At 74.5% G+C, this 11,905-nt stretch carries 12 protein-coding genes and 1 pseudogene; 7 read left to right on the top strand and 6 right to left on the bottom strand.

Translation table 11 applies throughout. The annotated features are described in order from the left end of the window. Positions 1-195: 195 nt before the first annotated feature. Positions 196-855 (bottom strand): annotated as a pseudogene (locus tag MM438_RS11550) (phosphotransferase); the annotation flags it as partial. Between the two features lie 155 nt (positions 856-1,010). Here MM438_RS11550 and nudC point away from each other — a divergent pair. From nudC to MM438_RS11525, 5 genes are all read left to right on the top strand, one after another. Then, the gene (gene nudC, locus MM438_RS11545; RefSeq protein WP_241452638.1) at positions 1,011-1,934 is read left to right on the top strand and encodes an NAD(+) diphosphatase; all 924 of its coding nucleotides are present in this window, start codon (positions 1,011-1,013) and stop codon (positions 1,932-1,934) included. A 45-nt stretch (positions 1,935-1,979) separates the two neighbouring features. Beyond that, positions 1,980-4,112, top strand: a complete 2,133-nt coding sequence (locus MM438_RS11540) for an ATP-dependent DNA helicase UvrD2 (RefSeq protein WP_241452637.1) — start codon at positions 1,980-1,982, stop codon at positions 4,110-4,112. Between the two features lie 169 nt (positions 4,113-4,281). Then, positions 4,282-4,608 (top strand): hypothetical protein, encoded by a 327-nt coding sequence (locus MM438_RS11535; protein ID WP_241452635.1) that lies wholly within the window; start codon positions 4,282-4,284, stop codon positions 4,606-4,608. A gap of 185 nt (positions 4,609-4,793) precedes the next feature. After that, positions 4,794-5,081 (top strand): WhiB family transcriptional regulator, encoded by a 288-nt coding sequence (locus tag MM438_RS11530; RefSeq protein ID WP_241452634.1) that lies wholly within the window; start codon positions 4,794-4,796, stop codon positions 5,079-5,081. Positions 5,082-5,344: 263 nt separating this feature from the next. Next, entirely contained in the window at positions 5,345-5,524 is a 180-nt protein-coding gene (locus MM438_RS11525) for a hypothetical protein (protein WP_241452633.1), read from the top strand. Between the two features lie 9 nt (positions 5,525-5,533). Here MM438_RS11525 and MM438_RS11520 read toward each other — a convergent pair whose 3' ends face one another. The 3 genes from MM438_RS11520 to MM438_RS11510 form a co-directional block, all read right to left on the bottom strand. Further along, positions 5,534-6,871, bottom strand: a complete 1,338-nt coding sequence (locus MM438_RS11520; protein WP_241452631.1) for an ABC1 kinase family protein — start codon at positions 6,869-6,871, stop codon at positions 5,534-5,536. 10 nt (positions 6,872-6,881) lie between these two features. Next, complete coding sequence (locus MM438_RS11515) at positions 6,882-7,781, bottom strand: hypothetical protein (protein ID WP_241452628.1); 900 nt, start codon at positions 7,779-7,781, stop codon at positions 6,882-6,884. A gap of 152 nt (positions 7,782-7,933) precedes the next feature. After that, positions 7,934-8,089: a DUF5679 domain-containing protein gene (locus tag MM438_RS11510; RefSeq protein ID WP_241452625.1), complete on the bottom strand. Its 156-nt coding sequence runs from the start codon at positions 8,087-8,089 to the stop codon at positions 7,934-7,936. A 228-nt stretch (positions 8,090-8,317) separates the two neighbouring features. Here MM438_RS11510 and MM438_RS11505 point away from each other — a divergent pair, with 228 nt between their 5' ends. Then, positions 8,318-9,145 carry an enoyl-CoA hydratase/isomerase family protein gene (locus tag MM438_RS11505; RefSeq protein WP_241452623.1) on the top strand — a complete coding sequence of 276 codons (828 nt, stop codon included), beginning with the start codon at positions 8,318-8,320 and terminating at the stop codon, positions 9,143-9,145. A 117-nt stretch (positions 9,146-9,262) separates the two neighbouring features. Next, positions 9,263-9,811 (top strand): M48 metallopeptidase family protein, encoded by a 549-nt coding sequence (locus MM438_RS11500; protein ID WP_241452622.1) that lies wholly within the window; start codon positions 9,263-9,265, stop codon positions 9,809-9,811. Positions 9,812-9,814: 3 nt separating this feature from the next. On the opposite strand, the gene MM438_RS11495 is transcribed toward MM438_RS11500, so the two are convergent. Next, positions 9,815-10,396 carry an NUDIX hydrolase gene (locus tag MM438_RS11495; RefSeq protein WP_241452621.1) on the bottom strand — a complete coding sequence of 194 codons (582 nt, stop codon included), beginning with the start codon at positions 10,394-10,396 and terminating at the stop codon, positions 9,815-9,817. Beyond that, a complete protein-coding gene (locus tag MM438_RS11490; protein ID WP_241452620.1) occupies positions 10,393-11,886 on the bottom strand; it encodes a zinc-dependent metalloprotease in 1,494 nt (497 codons plus the stop codon). The genes MM438_RS11495 and MM438_RS11490 overlap by 4 nt, the downstream gene beginning before the upstream one ends. Positions 11,887-11,905: the final 19 nt, after the last annotated feature.

The raw sequence follows: 11,905 nt of genomic DNA, 5'->3' as shown, positions 1-11,905 counted from the left end.
CGGTCGGGTGGTCACCGGGGCATGCGGTCGCAGCACCTCCCGGCCCACCCGGGAGGACAGCTCCTGCAGGTCGCGGGCCCGGGCCCTGACCGCCTCCTCGTCGTCGGCCGCCATGGCGTGGCTCAGCTCGCGCACCAGCCGCAGCTCGGAGAGCAGCTGGGCCCGCATCTCCAGGGCTCGGTCGGGTCGCTCCTGCCGGGCTGCGGAGTAGGCCTCGAGGACGGTGTCGAAGGCCTCCGTGGAAGCCTCCCCCCACAGCTGGGCGAAGTCCTCCGCGGGGTCGGCCACCCGGGCCTGGTCCCAGCCGGTGACGGCGACGATCCGGCCCGTCGCCGAGTCCGACTCGGCGGCGAAGTCGGCGACCACCAGCTCGCCCGACAGCCGGCCGTGCAGCGGGACCGAGGCGAACCGCCAGCAGGCGACGTTCTCCAGGGCGCGCTCCCACCGGCTCATCAGCGCCGAGGGGATGTGCCCGCTCGCACCGACCCGGTCGAGCTCGACGAGGTGGCGTGAGCGGCAGGCGTCGGCGTCATAGGTCGGGACGCCGCTCTCGTCGTACAGCAGCGGGTCGAGGTTGTGGATGTGCGCCAGCGCCCGGCCCAGCGCGGCGGCGATCCCGGGACCCGCGGGCAGCCGGGCGAAGTCGAGGTTGCGCCCCTCGAGGTGGGGATAGACCATCGCCCGCCCGCTGTCCCGCAGCGGGACGCTGCCCGCCTCCACCGGCACCGCGAAGGGCAGCCGCTTGTCGAGGTGGGGCAGCAGGAAGGCCGCCGACTCCATCTGCGCCGCGTCGGCCGCCGTGCGGGGGACGCGGATGGTCCAGCGGCGGGCCTTGGTGTCCTCGATCCAGGCCACGTCGCACCGGTCGTCCTCCCCGAGCACCAGCTGCACGCCCACCGGATCCAGGCCCTTGACGGCGGCGCTGGCAAGGGCTGAGAGCTGGAGAGGAGTTCGGCGGGGCTCTGTCACGGCCCCAACCTAGGCGAGCCTTGCCGTCTACGCTGTGAGGCGTGACCGATCCGGCGCAATTGCTCCCCGAACTCGCCCTGGCTCGCCCAGGGCTCGACCGTCTGGGCTGGCAGCGCGACGTGCCCGGCCTGCTGGACCAGGCCCTGGCCGATCCCGAGACCCGCGTGGTGGAGGTCCGCGGAGACCTGCTCGAGACGTCCGCCGACCTGTCCACCCTCGTGCGACGGGGGGTCGGTGAGGTCGCGGCGGGGCCGGCCGGCGGGGAGCTGCTGATCCATCTCGGACGGCAGTCGGACGGCCCCCGGCTGGTCGGGGTGGTCCGCCCGGCGGCCGAGGACCCGGGTCCGGGCTGGCACGGGCTGCGGGCGATCGGGCTCACGCTGGAGGACACCGACGTGGCCGTCGCGACCGCCCTCGTCGGGATGGCTCACTGGCACCGCGCCCACGGCTGGTGCGCCCGCTGCGGGCGGCCCACGTCCGTCGTCAAGGCGGGGTGGGTGCGTCGCTGCGCCGAGGGCCACGAGTCCTTCCCGGCGACCTCCCCGGCGGTGATCGTGGCCGTGACCGACGAGGACGACCGGCTCCTGCTGGCGCGCAACGCGTCCTGGGCTCCGGGCCGGAGGTCGGTGCTCGCCGGCTTCGTCGAGCCGGGGGAGTCGCTCGAGGCGGCCGTGGCGCGGGAGGTCGACGAGGAGGTCGGTCTGACCGTCCGCGACGTCACCTACGCCGGCAACCAGCCCTGGCCCTTCCCGGCGTCGTTGATGGTCGGCTTCCGAGCGCGGGCCGATGCGGGAGGGTTCACCTTCCGGGACGGGGAGATCGTCGAGGCCCGGTGGTTCACGCGGGAGGAGCTACGGGAGCAGGTGCGTGCCGGGGCCGTGCTGTCCGGCGGCAGTCCGCTGTCCATCGCCTACCATCTGATCGAGAGCTGGCTGGGCGAGCCCTTGGCCGGTCTGCGCCCGTGAGCCGAGGCGGGGGTATGTCGGTGCGGTCTGGGACACTTCACCCCGATGTCTGCCTCACCTGACCAGATCCTGGCCGCCCTCGACCCCGAGCAGCGGGCGGTCGCCGAGCGGCCGCTCGGGCCGATGTGCGTCCTCGCGGGCGCGGGCACCGGCAAGACCCGGGCGATCACCCACCGCATCGCCTACGGCGTCCGGTCCGGGGTCTACGTTCCGCAGCGGGTGCTGGCGGTGACGTTCACGGCGCGCGCCGCGGGTGAGATGCGCACCCGCCTGCGCGACCTGGGTGCCGCGGGGGTGCAGGCGCGCACCTTCCATGCTGCGGCGTTGCGCCAGCTGCACTACTTCTGGCCGCGGGCGATCGGGGGTGCGGCGCCGGAGGTGATGGCGCACAAGGCCGGGGCCGTCGCCGAGGCCGGGGCGCGGTTGCACCTGCAGCTGGACCGGCCCGCCATCCGTGATCTCGCCGCCGAGGTGGAGTGGGCCAAGGTGAGCCTGCTGACCCCGGAGAGCTATCCCGCGGCGGCGCGGCACGCCCGCCGGGACCTGGCGGGGCTGGACCACACGGCGATGGCGCGGCTGCTGCAGGCCTACGAGGAGGTCAAGGGCGAGCGCGGGGTCATCGACTTCGAGGACGTGCTGCTGATCATGGCGGGGATCCTGGACCAGCACCCGGCGATCGCGCGCGAGGTCCAGGGGCAGTACCGCCACTTCGTCGTGGACGAGTACCAGGACGTCAACGCCCTGCAGCAGCGCCTGCTCGACCTGTGGATCGGCGACCGCCAGGACATCTGCGTGGTGGGCGACGCGGCCCAGACGATCTACTCCTTCACCGGGGCCTCGCCCGCGCACCTGCTGGGCTTCGCGGCGCGCTATCCCGACGCGGCGGTGGTCAAGCTGGTCCGCAACTACCGCTCGACTCCGCAGATCGTCGGTCTGGCCAATGTCATGCTCCGCGCGCAGGCCCGGGCGAGCCGCAGCGGGGCTGCCCACGCCCTCGTCCAGCTGCAGGCCCAGGCCGTGGACGGCGCGCCGCCGACCCTGACGGCCTACGACGACGACCAGGCGGAGGCCCGTGGGGTGGCGGCGGCGATCAAGGCTCGGATCGATGCGGGCACCCCGCCGGCGCAGATCGCGGTGCTGTTCCGCACCAACGGGCAGAGCGAGGCGATCGAGACGGCGCTGTCGGAGGAGCAGGTGCCCTATCTCGTGCGCGGCGGGGAGCGGTTCTTCTCCCGCCGGGAGGTCCGCGACGCGATGCTGCTGCTGCGCGGCCAGGCGCGCACCGACGACGGCTCGCTGCCGTTGGGTGAGCTGGTGCGGGAGGTCCTCGTCGGTGTGGGGTGGGGGGCCACGCCGCCGGCCGGCGGGGGTGCCGTCCGCGAGCGCTGGGAGTCCTTGCAGGCTCTGGTGGCTCTGGCCGACGACCTGGTCGCCGCCCGGCCCGAGTCCCGGCTGAGCGATCTGGTGGCGGACCTGACCGAGCGCGACCAGGCGCAGCACGCGCCCACCGTCCAGGGCGTCACGCTGGCGTCGTTGCACAGCGCCAAGGGTCTGGAGTGGGACGTGGTGCACCTCGTCGGCTGCAGCGACGGGCTGATGCCGATCTCCATGGCCGAGGGCTGGGAGGCGATCGAGGAGGAGCGACGGCTGCTGTATGTCGGTCTGACCCGCGCCCGCAAGGAGCTGGCCCTGTCCTGGGCGGCCTCTCGCACGGTCGGGGGTCGTGGCGGGCGCCGGCCGAGCCGTTTCCTCGACGACGCCGCGTCGGTGCTCGGCGAGGGGGCGCGCTCGACGCCGCGCGCGGGCGGCCGTGGTGGCTCGCGCGCTGCCGGCCCCAAGATCGCCCGCGTCGCGCATTGCCGCACCTGCGGCACCGAGCTCGGGACCGCGGCGGAGCGCAAGACCGGTCGTTGTGCCGACTGCCCGCCGACCTACGACGAGGCGACCTTCGAGCGGCTGCGGGAGTGGCGTCGTGGGGCGGCCGCGGCGGCGAGCGTCCCGGCCTACGTCGTGTTCACCGACGCGACGCTCACGGCGATCGCGGAGCGGCGTCCTGAGGACCTCGCGCAGCTGGCCCAGGTGTCCGGGGTGGGCGCGCGCAAGCTCGACCTCTACGGCGCGTCGGTGCTGGCCCTGCTCGGCGGCGCGGAGCCTGACGAGATCCTTTCTGCGACATGATGATTCCTGGTCCTTCCGGAGTCCTTGTCGCTCCGTGAGGGGGACCTGCCGTTAATTCCGTTGCCCCCTTCGCGAGGCCCCGGATACAGTCCGGATGTCCCGACGCGGTGCGAGCCGTGTCCCACGCCGGCGCGCGAGCGCCATCGATGCCCGAGAGGAGGGTCCCGCCATGGAGAGCACCACGATCGTGAGGATGACCGACGTCGTCGGCCTCGTGCTGCCCACGCGCGCCTGGACCCTCGGCGCCGGTCGGCCGGGCACCGGTCTGCGTGGCACTGCCCTGCGCGGCAGCAGCATGTCGGGCCACGGCACCACCACCGGTGGCGCTGTCGGCGACGCGTCCGTCCTGTCCTACGGCACCGGTCTGCTCGGTCGCTTCGAGGGCACCGCTGTCGATCTCGTCGTCAAGCGCAGCGCCACGCGTCCGGGTGCCGACGTCCGTGTCCCGTCCCGTTCCCACGATGTCGTCCCGTCCTTCGGGGGGCCACCGGTCTAGACCCAGACCTGGTCCTCCTCACGAAGGCCGCGGAACCCGACATCCGGGATCCGCGGCCTTCGTGCGTGTCCGGCACCTCTCGCGCCACGCGCCACACCACCCGCCATACGACCACCACCCACCAGGGCCCGCACCCGGGCCGCCCGACGCCCCTCATCTCGGGGCGACATCACCAGGAGGACGAGATGACACTCGCGGAGCTGATCGACCACAGAGTCGCCGGCGCTGCTGCCGACAGCGCGATCCCGTGCCAGGACAACGACGCGGAGCTGTGGTTCGCGCAGACCCCGGAGGGGGTGGAGTTCGCCAAGGCCCTCTGCGGCACCTGTCCCGTCCGGGAGGAGTGCCTGGCCGGCGCCCTCGACCGGCGCGAGCCGTGGGGGGTCTGGGGCGGCGAGCTCGTCCTCGCCGGCGCCGTCGTCCCCCGCAAGCGGCCCCGGGGCCGCCCCCGCAAGACCGAGGTCGCGGCCTGACCGTGACCCTCCCGCACCGACCACCCGAAGGAGAACCATCGTGTTTGCCCACGTCAGCCACGAGATCGTCCGGGTGCGCGCCGAGCAGGCCCGCGTCCAGGCCCGTCCCCGCAGTGCTCACGAGGTGCGTATGGCGGTGGCGCGCCGCCGCCGTCGCTGAGGCCACCCTCTGCCCGCACCACCCACGAACGAACGGCCCGATGAAGCGGGCGGGATCGCAGCGGTCCCGCCCGCTTCGCCGTGCTCCGGCATACGGTGGCCTCATGGACGAGGCGATGACGTGTGGCACCTGCGGCCGCCAGGTGCTGGGCGCGGAGGCGGAGCAGGCACAGGTGCGGTGGAGCTTCGGGGTCGAGCGGGGGCGCACGGTGTGGACCTGCGACGCGTGCAGCAGATGGTATGCCCGCTCGATCGAGGGCAGGCTCGACTCGCAGTGGTGGTAGGCCGGGCTCTCAGGTGGGAGGGAGCTCCAGCTCGTCCAGCCAGTGGGTGAGGATGGCGCGGGTCTCGACCTCGGCTCCGAGCTGGCAGAGCACCCCGATCCCACCGGCCCACACCCGGTGGATGAGCAGGTAGTCCGGCGGCAGGTCGAGGACGGCGAGGACCGGCTGCCAGCGGGGCTCGGTGACGTGGGCGAAGCACTCGCGCAGCCAGCCCCGGGCGAACCTGAACCGGTCGTGGCGGGCGGGCTCGAGGAAGGGCGCGATGAACTCCGCCAGCTCTTGCGCGTCGACGTCCGCGTCCGCGTGGACCCAGCCCTCGTCGACGAGACCGGCGAGCACGGCCTGTGCCGTGTCGTCCCCGGTCAGGGCGAGTCCGAGGAGTCGCCCGACGGCTGGGGGGATGCCGCCTGGGAGGTGGTTGACGGCACCGAAGTCGAGGATCCCGAGCCGCCCGTCCGCGGTGAGCCGGAAGTTGCCGGGGTGGGGGTCGGCGTGGAGCAGGCCTACGTGGTCGGGGCCGGCGAGCAGGAAGTCCAGGTAGGCCGACCCGACGTGATCACGCTGCTCCTGGGTGCCGTCCCGGACGATGTGGGACAGCGGCATCCCGTCCAGCCACTCCATGACGACCACGCGTCCGGTCCCGGCGAGGACCTGGGGGATCGCGAAGTGCTCGCTGTCGGCGAAGGCCGCCGCGAAGCGCCGCTGGGCGTCGGCCTCGAGGGTGCAGTCGAGCTCCTCGCTCATCCGGTCCTGCAGCTCCTGGGTGACGGCCCGCAGGTCGATGCCGGTCCCCATCGCCCCGAGGGGGCCGAGCCCGCCCGACAGCCGCGCGACGCGGGAGAGCTGGCGCAGGTCGGACATGAGCGCCTCGCCGGCGCCGGGGTACTGCACCTTGACGGCGACGGCGCGCCCGTCCGCCCAGGTGGCCCGGTGGACCTGGCCGATCGACGCGGAGGCGGCCGGGGTGTCGTCGAAGTCCGCGAACGATGACCGCCAGTCGGGCCCCAGCTCGGCTGCGAGGACGCGGTGCACGGTCGTGGCGGGCATGGCGGGGGCGGCGTCCTGCAGGGCGGTGAGCGCCGACCGGTAGGGTCCGGCGATCTCGTCGGGAAGCGCGGACTCGAAGATCGACATCGCCTGGCCGACCTTCATGGCGCCGCCCTTGAGCTGCCCCAGCACGCTGAAGAGCTGGTCCGCGGTCCGGGCGGCGACCTGCGCGGCCACCGCCTCCGCGGGGGCGCCGCCGAGCAGGCGTCCGAGCCCGGCGGCGGTGCGACCGGCGTGCCCGAGCGGGAGGGCGGCGAGGCGTATGGCGCGGCCGGCCGACCGGCGGGGGATGTCGCTCACGTCTCGATTGTCACCCCGCGAGGACCTCCTGCGCGGGCAGATGGGCGTCGCAGCGGGGGTGGACCTGCCACGCGCGGCGGACGAGCTCGCCGCTCGCGGGGTCGATCTCGACGGTGATCCCGGCCGTGGTCGCCTGCCCGGCCCTGGCGCCGGTCCCGGCGGCGAGGCGGAGCGCGACGCCGCAGGCGAGGGCCGTCGTGGCGGGGTCCCCGACCGCGGCGCGGGGCGCCCGGTTCTCGGGGTCGACCAGCTGGGCGAGGACCCGGGGCCAGGCCGGGTCGCGGTCGGAGCGGTAGAGGTCCAGGCACAGCGGGCAGGGGTCGGCCAGGTCGCTCCACAGCGGGCCGACCGTGATCGCGCCCTCGGTCACCACGACGGGGAGCACCCGGGCCCAGGGCGCCCACCGACGGGCGACCATGGGGTCGACGGCTCCGTCGGCGACCAGGACGACCAGTCCCTCGGGTGCCGAGGTGCGGCGGCGACGTCCGGCCTGGGGGAAGCGCGTAGGGGCGAGGTCGTGCTGGGTGTGCACGGTGGAACCGGCTCGGGCGAGCTGCCGGGCGAGCTCGTCGGCGAGGTCGCCCCGGCCGGCGACCAGCACGGTCGGGGCGGGGGGCTGGGGGCGGGGCCAGAGGCCTCGGTGCGGGGCGGTGGGCCGCAGCAGGCCGTGCTCGGCCAGGGTCTGGAGCAGGTCGTCGATCCGGGCCGGGTCCTCGCCGTGGTGCAGATAGGCCGCGCCGAGCTCCTGCCGGGTGCGGGTGCCGTCCAGCCGGGGCAGGACCTCGCGGTCGGCCGCGGACAGGCCGGCGACGACGACGGCGGTGGCGTGATGGGCGCCGAGCTGCATCTCCCCGTTCCCACGGTCCAGCAAGCGGGCCGGGATCAGCGCGGGGAGGTCGGGGCGGGTCATGGTTTCTCCTTAGGTCGTGGGGACTCAAACTGAGTTTGACGCACGCAAACGCACGCAAACGCATGCATAGGTCTCACCTGTGGATAACCTGGGGACGCGAGCGGGGCGGTACCGATCATCGTCGGTACCGCCCCGCTCGCGGGTGGCGCGGCTCAGGCCTTGCCGAGGATGCGGTTGAGGTTGGTGCCGCACTCGGGGCACTTGCCCTTGGCCATGCGACGGCCGTTGGTCTCCACGACGTCGCCCTCGGCCTCACGCTTGGCCTTGCACTTCACGCAGTAGAACTCGCCCTTGTAGGTGTCGGCCATGATCTGTCTCCTTGTCGATCGTGCCGCCGGTGCGGCATCCGGACTGCCGTCACCATAGAGCACGGAGAGTGTCCTTTTGGGGATGACGTCCCGTTGCGATGCGAGTACGGTCCGCAGCACGGACGCCTGCTGTGCCGTGCTGCTGCGGCCGCCGCCGATCGCTACTCTCGGGAGCACGCGCGGCCGCGGTTCGCCGGTCGCGCCGACCACGACCGTGCGGAGGGCCCGATGTCTGACCAGTTCGATTGGTGGGAGCAGGAATTCGCCGACCTCACCGTCGCTCGCCGCGAGCACGGCGACCGGCATACCGCCGTCGTCACCCTGGACCTGCCGCAGCGGCGCAACGCCATGAGCGAGGAGATGACCGCCTCCTGGGGGCGGCTCGTCGAGCTGTTGCGGCACGACACGCGGCTCGCGTGCGTGGTCGTCACCGGCGCGGGCAGCGCCTTCTGCTCCGGCGGCGACCTGTCCTGGCTGGTCTCCGAGCCGGACGCCGCGGTGGCCGACCTGCGGGCGCGGATGCTGGCGTTCTACCGCACCTGGCTGTCCATGACGACCCTGGAGGTCCCCGTGGTCGCCGCGGTCAACGGCCACGCCGTCGGGGCCGGCCTGGCCCTGGCCCTGGCCTGCGATGTCCGGTACGTCGCGGAGACGGCCAAGCTCTCGGTCCCGTTCACCTCCCTGGGCCTGCACCCGGGCATGGCGACCACCTGGGCACTGCCTCGTCTGGTCGGCGAGGGCGCTGCCGCGGACCTGCTCCTCACCGGTCGTGTCGTCGGTGGGGCCGAAGCCCTCTCCCTCGGCATGGCGTCCGCCGCGGCCCCCGCGGACGAGGTCCTTCCTCTGGCGCTCGCGGCGGCCGACCGGATCGCGGGTGCGGCCCCCGTGGCGACGAGGTTGACGCTGATGGCGCTGCGTGACGGCGGGCACCCGTCCCGGGACGCCGCGCTGCAGTGGGAGGCGCTGGCCCAGGCCACGACCATGGCTACGGACGACGTCCACGAGGGCATCGCGGTGGCGGGGGAGCGGCGCGCGCCGCGCTTCACCGGCCGCTGACCGACCTCGGGGCACGTCCCGCGTCGGTTGCCCTCCGCGCTCGCCCTGACACGCTCCGCGCCCGTGCTGCGGCGCGCCCCCGGGCCGGTGCCCCGGCGCGCGGCTAGGGTGCGGCGCATGAGCGACGTCGAGGTCCGCCGCAGCGCCCGGCGCCGCCGGACGATCAGCGCCTACCGCGAGGGCGGGCGCATCGTCGTGCTCATCCCGGCCGGTCACTCCCGCACCCAGGAGCAGCGCTGGATCGAGCAGATGGTCGCCAAGGTGGAGTCCCGCACCCCGCGGGGGCCCGCCGGTGACGAGCAGCTCCGAGCCCGCGCGGCCGACCTGTCCGCGGCCTATCTCGGCGGGCTGGCCAAGCCGGCCAGCATCGTGTGGGTCACCAACCAGCGCCGCCGGTGGGGATCGTGCACCCCGGCGGACGGCACGATCCGGATCTCCGACCGGGTGGCGGCGCTGCCCCTGTGGGTGCAGGACTACGTGATCCTGCACGAGCTGGCGCACCTCCTGCAGCCTGGTCACGGACCGGACTTCTGGACGCTGCTGCGCTCCTACCCCAAGCTGGAGCGGGCCAAGGGCTATCTCGAGGGCTATGCCCGCGCCCGCCAGGCCGAGCCCGCGCCGGACGGGGAGCTCGGCCCCCTCGACGAGGACTGCCTGGGGGCCTGAGCGTCAGCCGGCCCGGCGTCGGGCGTTGGCGAGGAGCCTGGGCAGGTCCTCCCCGTGCGGCTGCGGGAGGGCGGTGACCGGCCACCAGGCCACGTCGAGGGACTCCGCGCTGACGGTGGGGGCCGCCGGCGGGACCACGGCGACGCAGCGCAGGTCCAGGTGCTCCCGGCACCGTCCGAAGCTCCCCACCAGCTCGTGCCGGTCGACGTCGACGAGCACCGGACGCACCTGCAGCTGCGCCAGGCCCGACTCCTCCCGCCCCTCGCGCCGGGCGGCCGCGAGGACGCTCTCGTCGCCGGGGTCGGCGTGACCGCCGAGCTGCAGCCAGGTGCGGGCCTTGCGGTGGTGCGTCAGCAGCACCTGGCTCCAGTCCTCGGTCACCACCAGCACGCTGGCCGTGAAGTGCTCGGGCGGTCCTTCCCGGGACCAGGCGTCCTGGTGCTCTGCGAGGTGGGCGAGCATCTGCGAGCGCACCTGCGCCTCCCGGTCGTCGACGGGCTCCAGGTCCGTCAGCAGCCGTATGGCGTCCGCGTGCAGCGCGGCGAGCCAGGTCTCGTCCGGGAGCCCTGCTGCCGGGTCCCTCACGCCGGCGACCCGGGCGAGGTGGGTCCGGCGCCGTGGCCGGTGTCGTCGCCCGAGTCCTCACCGGTGCCGTCACGCGTCCCGTCGCCGGCGAGCAGCCGGTCGAGCTCGGCATCCAGGTCGTCGCCGCCCCCGGCCCGCACCCGCTCGACATACCCCAGCACGTCGTCCAGGTCGGCGCCGGTGGGGGAGAGGTCGGGGTGGGCCCAGGCGTCGTCGCGCAGCTGCGGACCCCCGGCCTCCTCGAGCGCGGCGAAGAGGTTGGCGGCGTCCCGCAGCCGTCGGGGTCGCAGCTCCAGGCCGACCAGCTGCGCGAGGGTGCGCTCGGCGGGTCCTCCGGTGGCACGGCGTCGCCGCACGGCCTCGCCCAGGGCGGCGGCCTCCGGCAGGTGGGCCCGGGTGGCGCGGTCGGTGACGACGTCGACCCAGCCCTCGACCAGCGCGAGGAGGGTCTCGAGCGAGGCGAGGGCCCGGCGCTGGGCCTCGGACGGCTCGGGGGTGAACAGGTCCTGACCCACCGCGGCCTGGAGCGTCTCGGGGTCGGTGGGGTCGATGGTCGCCATCCGCGACTGGATGCCCTCGACGTCGATGCTGATGTCCCGGGCGTAGGTCGTCACGGCGGACGTGAGCGCCGCCCCGAGCCAGGGCCGACCGGCGAAGAGCCGCGAGCGGGCGGCCTCGCGGGCGGCGAGGTAGAGCCGCACCTGCGCGGGGTCGATCTCCAGGCCCTCGCCGAAGGCCGCGACCCCGGCGGGCAGCAGGGCGACGGCGTGGTCGGGGACGAGGGGCAGGCCGACCTCGGTGCCGGACACGACCTCGCCGGCGAGCCCGCCGACCGCCTCGCCGATCTGGGCCGCGAACATCGCGGCTCCCATCCGCTGCACCATCGGTCCCATCTGGGCCATGAGGGCCGTGGCGTCCATCCCGGTCGGCAGCGGGGGCATTCCCGGTATGCCGCCGAGCGCCTCCAGACCGCCGTGCCGGCCGAGCTCGTCGAGCTGGGAGCGCATGGTGCCGGTCATGGCTCCGGTGACCCCGTCGGCGACGGGCCCGACCAGGCGCACCCAGGTGGGCAGGGTCGCCTCGACCCACTCGGCCCGGCTCCACACGGCGTCCGCCGTGGCGGGCGCCTCGAGCTCGGTGACCTGGTCCAGCCACATCTGGGCGACCCGGATGGCGTCGGTTCCGGTCCGCCGCTCGTTCTCGGAGACGACCTGGTCGCCCGTGCTCGCGGCGCGCTTGCGGGCCAGGTCGAGGGCCAGCGACTCGTCGACGGGACCGTCCGGCGCCGGACCGGTGAACATCGCCCGCACCTGCTGCTGCACCATCGCCAGCTGGGTCGGGTCGAGCCCCTGGGCACCGAGCCGGCCCAGCATCTCGCGCAGCTGCGGGTCGGCGGCGAGCGAGGGATCGCCGAGCATCTCGCCGAGCATCCGGGCGAGGTCGTCCTCGTCGGGGTCCTTGCCGGCTCCGGGGTTCGGGGGGATGCTCACGGCTCGCTCCTCGCGGTGG

The sequence above is a fragment of the Arsenicicoccus dermatophilus genome (assembly GCF_022568795.1).
Classification (GTDB): domain Bacteria; phylum Actinomycetota; class Actinomycetes; order Actinomycetales; family Dermatophilaceae; genus Arsenicicoccus; species Arsenicicoccus dermatophilus.
This window is presented reverse-complemented; position numbering and strand designations above follow the sequence as displayed.

Bases quoted from the DNA above. Each gene is read 5' to 3' on its own strand.
- MM438_RS11510 (WP_241452625.1), bottom strand. From the start codon at position 8,089: ATGGCCGACACCTACAAGGGCGAGTTCTACTGCGTGAAGTGCAAGGCC.
- MM438_RS11540 (WP_241452637.1), top strand. From the start codon at position 1,980: ATGTCTGCCTCACCTGACCAGATCCTGGCCGCCCTCGACCCCGAGCAG.
- MM438_RS11505 (WP_241452623.1), top strand. From the start codon at position 8,318: ATGTCTGACCAGTTCGATTGGTGGGAGCAGGAATTCGCCGACCTCACC.
- MM438_RS11535 (WP_241452635.1), top strand. From the start codon at position 4,282: ATGGAGAGCACCACGATCGTGAGGATGACCGACGTCGTCGGCCTCGTG.
- MM438_RS11500 (WP_241452622.1), top strand. From the start codon at position 9,263: ATGAGCGACGTCGAGGTCCGCCGCAGCGCCCGGCGCCGCCGGACGATC.
- MM438_RS11515 (WP_241452628.1), bottom strand. From the start codon at position 7,781: ATGACCCGCCCCGACCTCCCCGCGCTGATCCCGGCCCGCTTGCTGGAC.
- MM438_RS11530 (WP_241452634.1), top strand. From the start codon at position 4,794: ATGACACTCGCGGAGCTGATCGACCACAGAGTCGCCGGCGCTGCTGCC.
- MM438_RS11525 (WP_241452633.1), top strand. From the start codon at position 5,345: ATGGACGAGGCGATGACGTGTGGCACCTGCGGCCGCCAGGTGCTGGGC.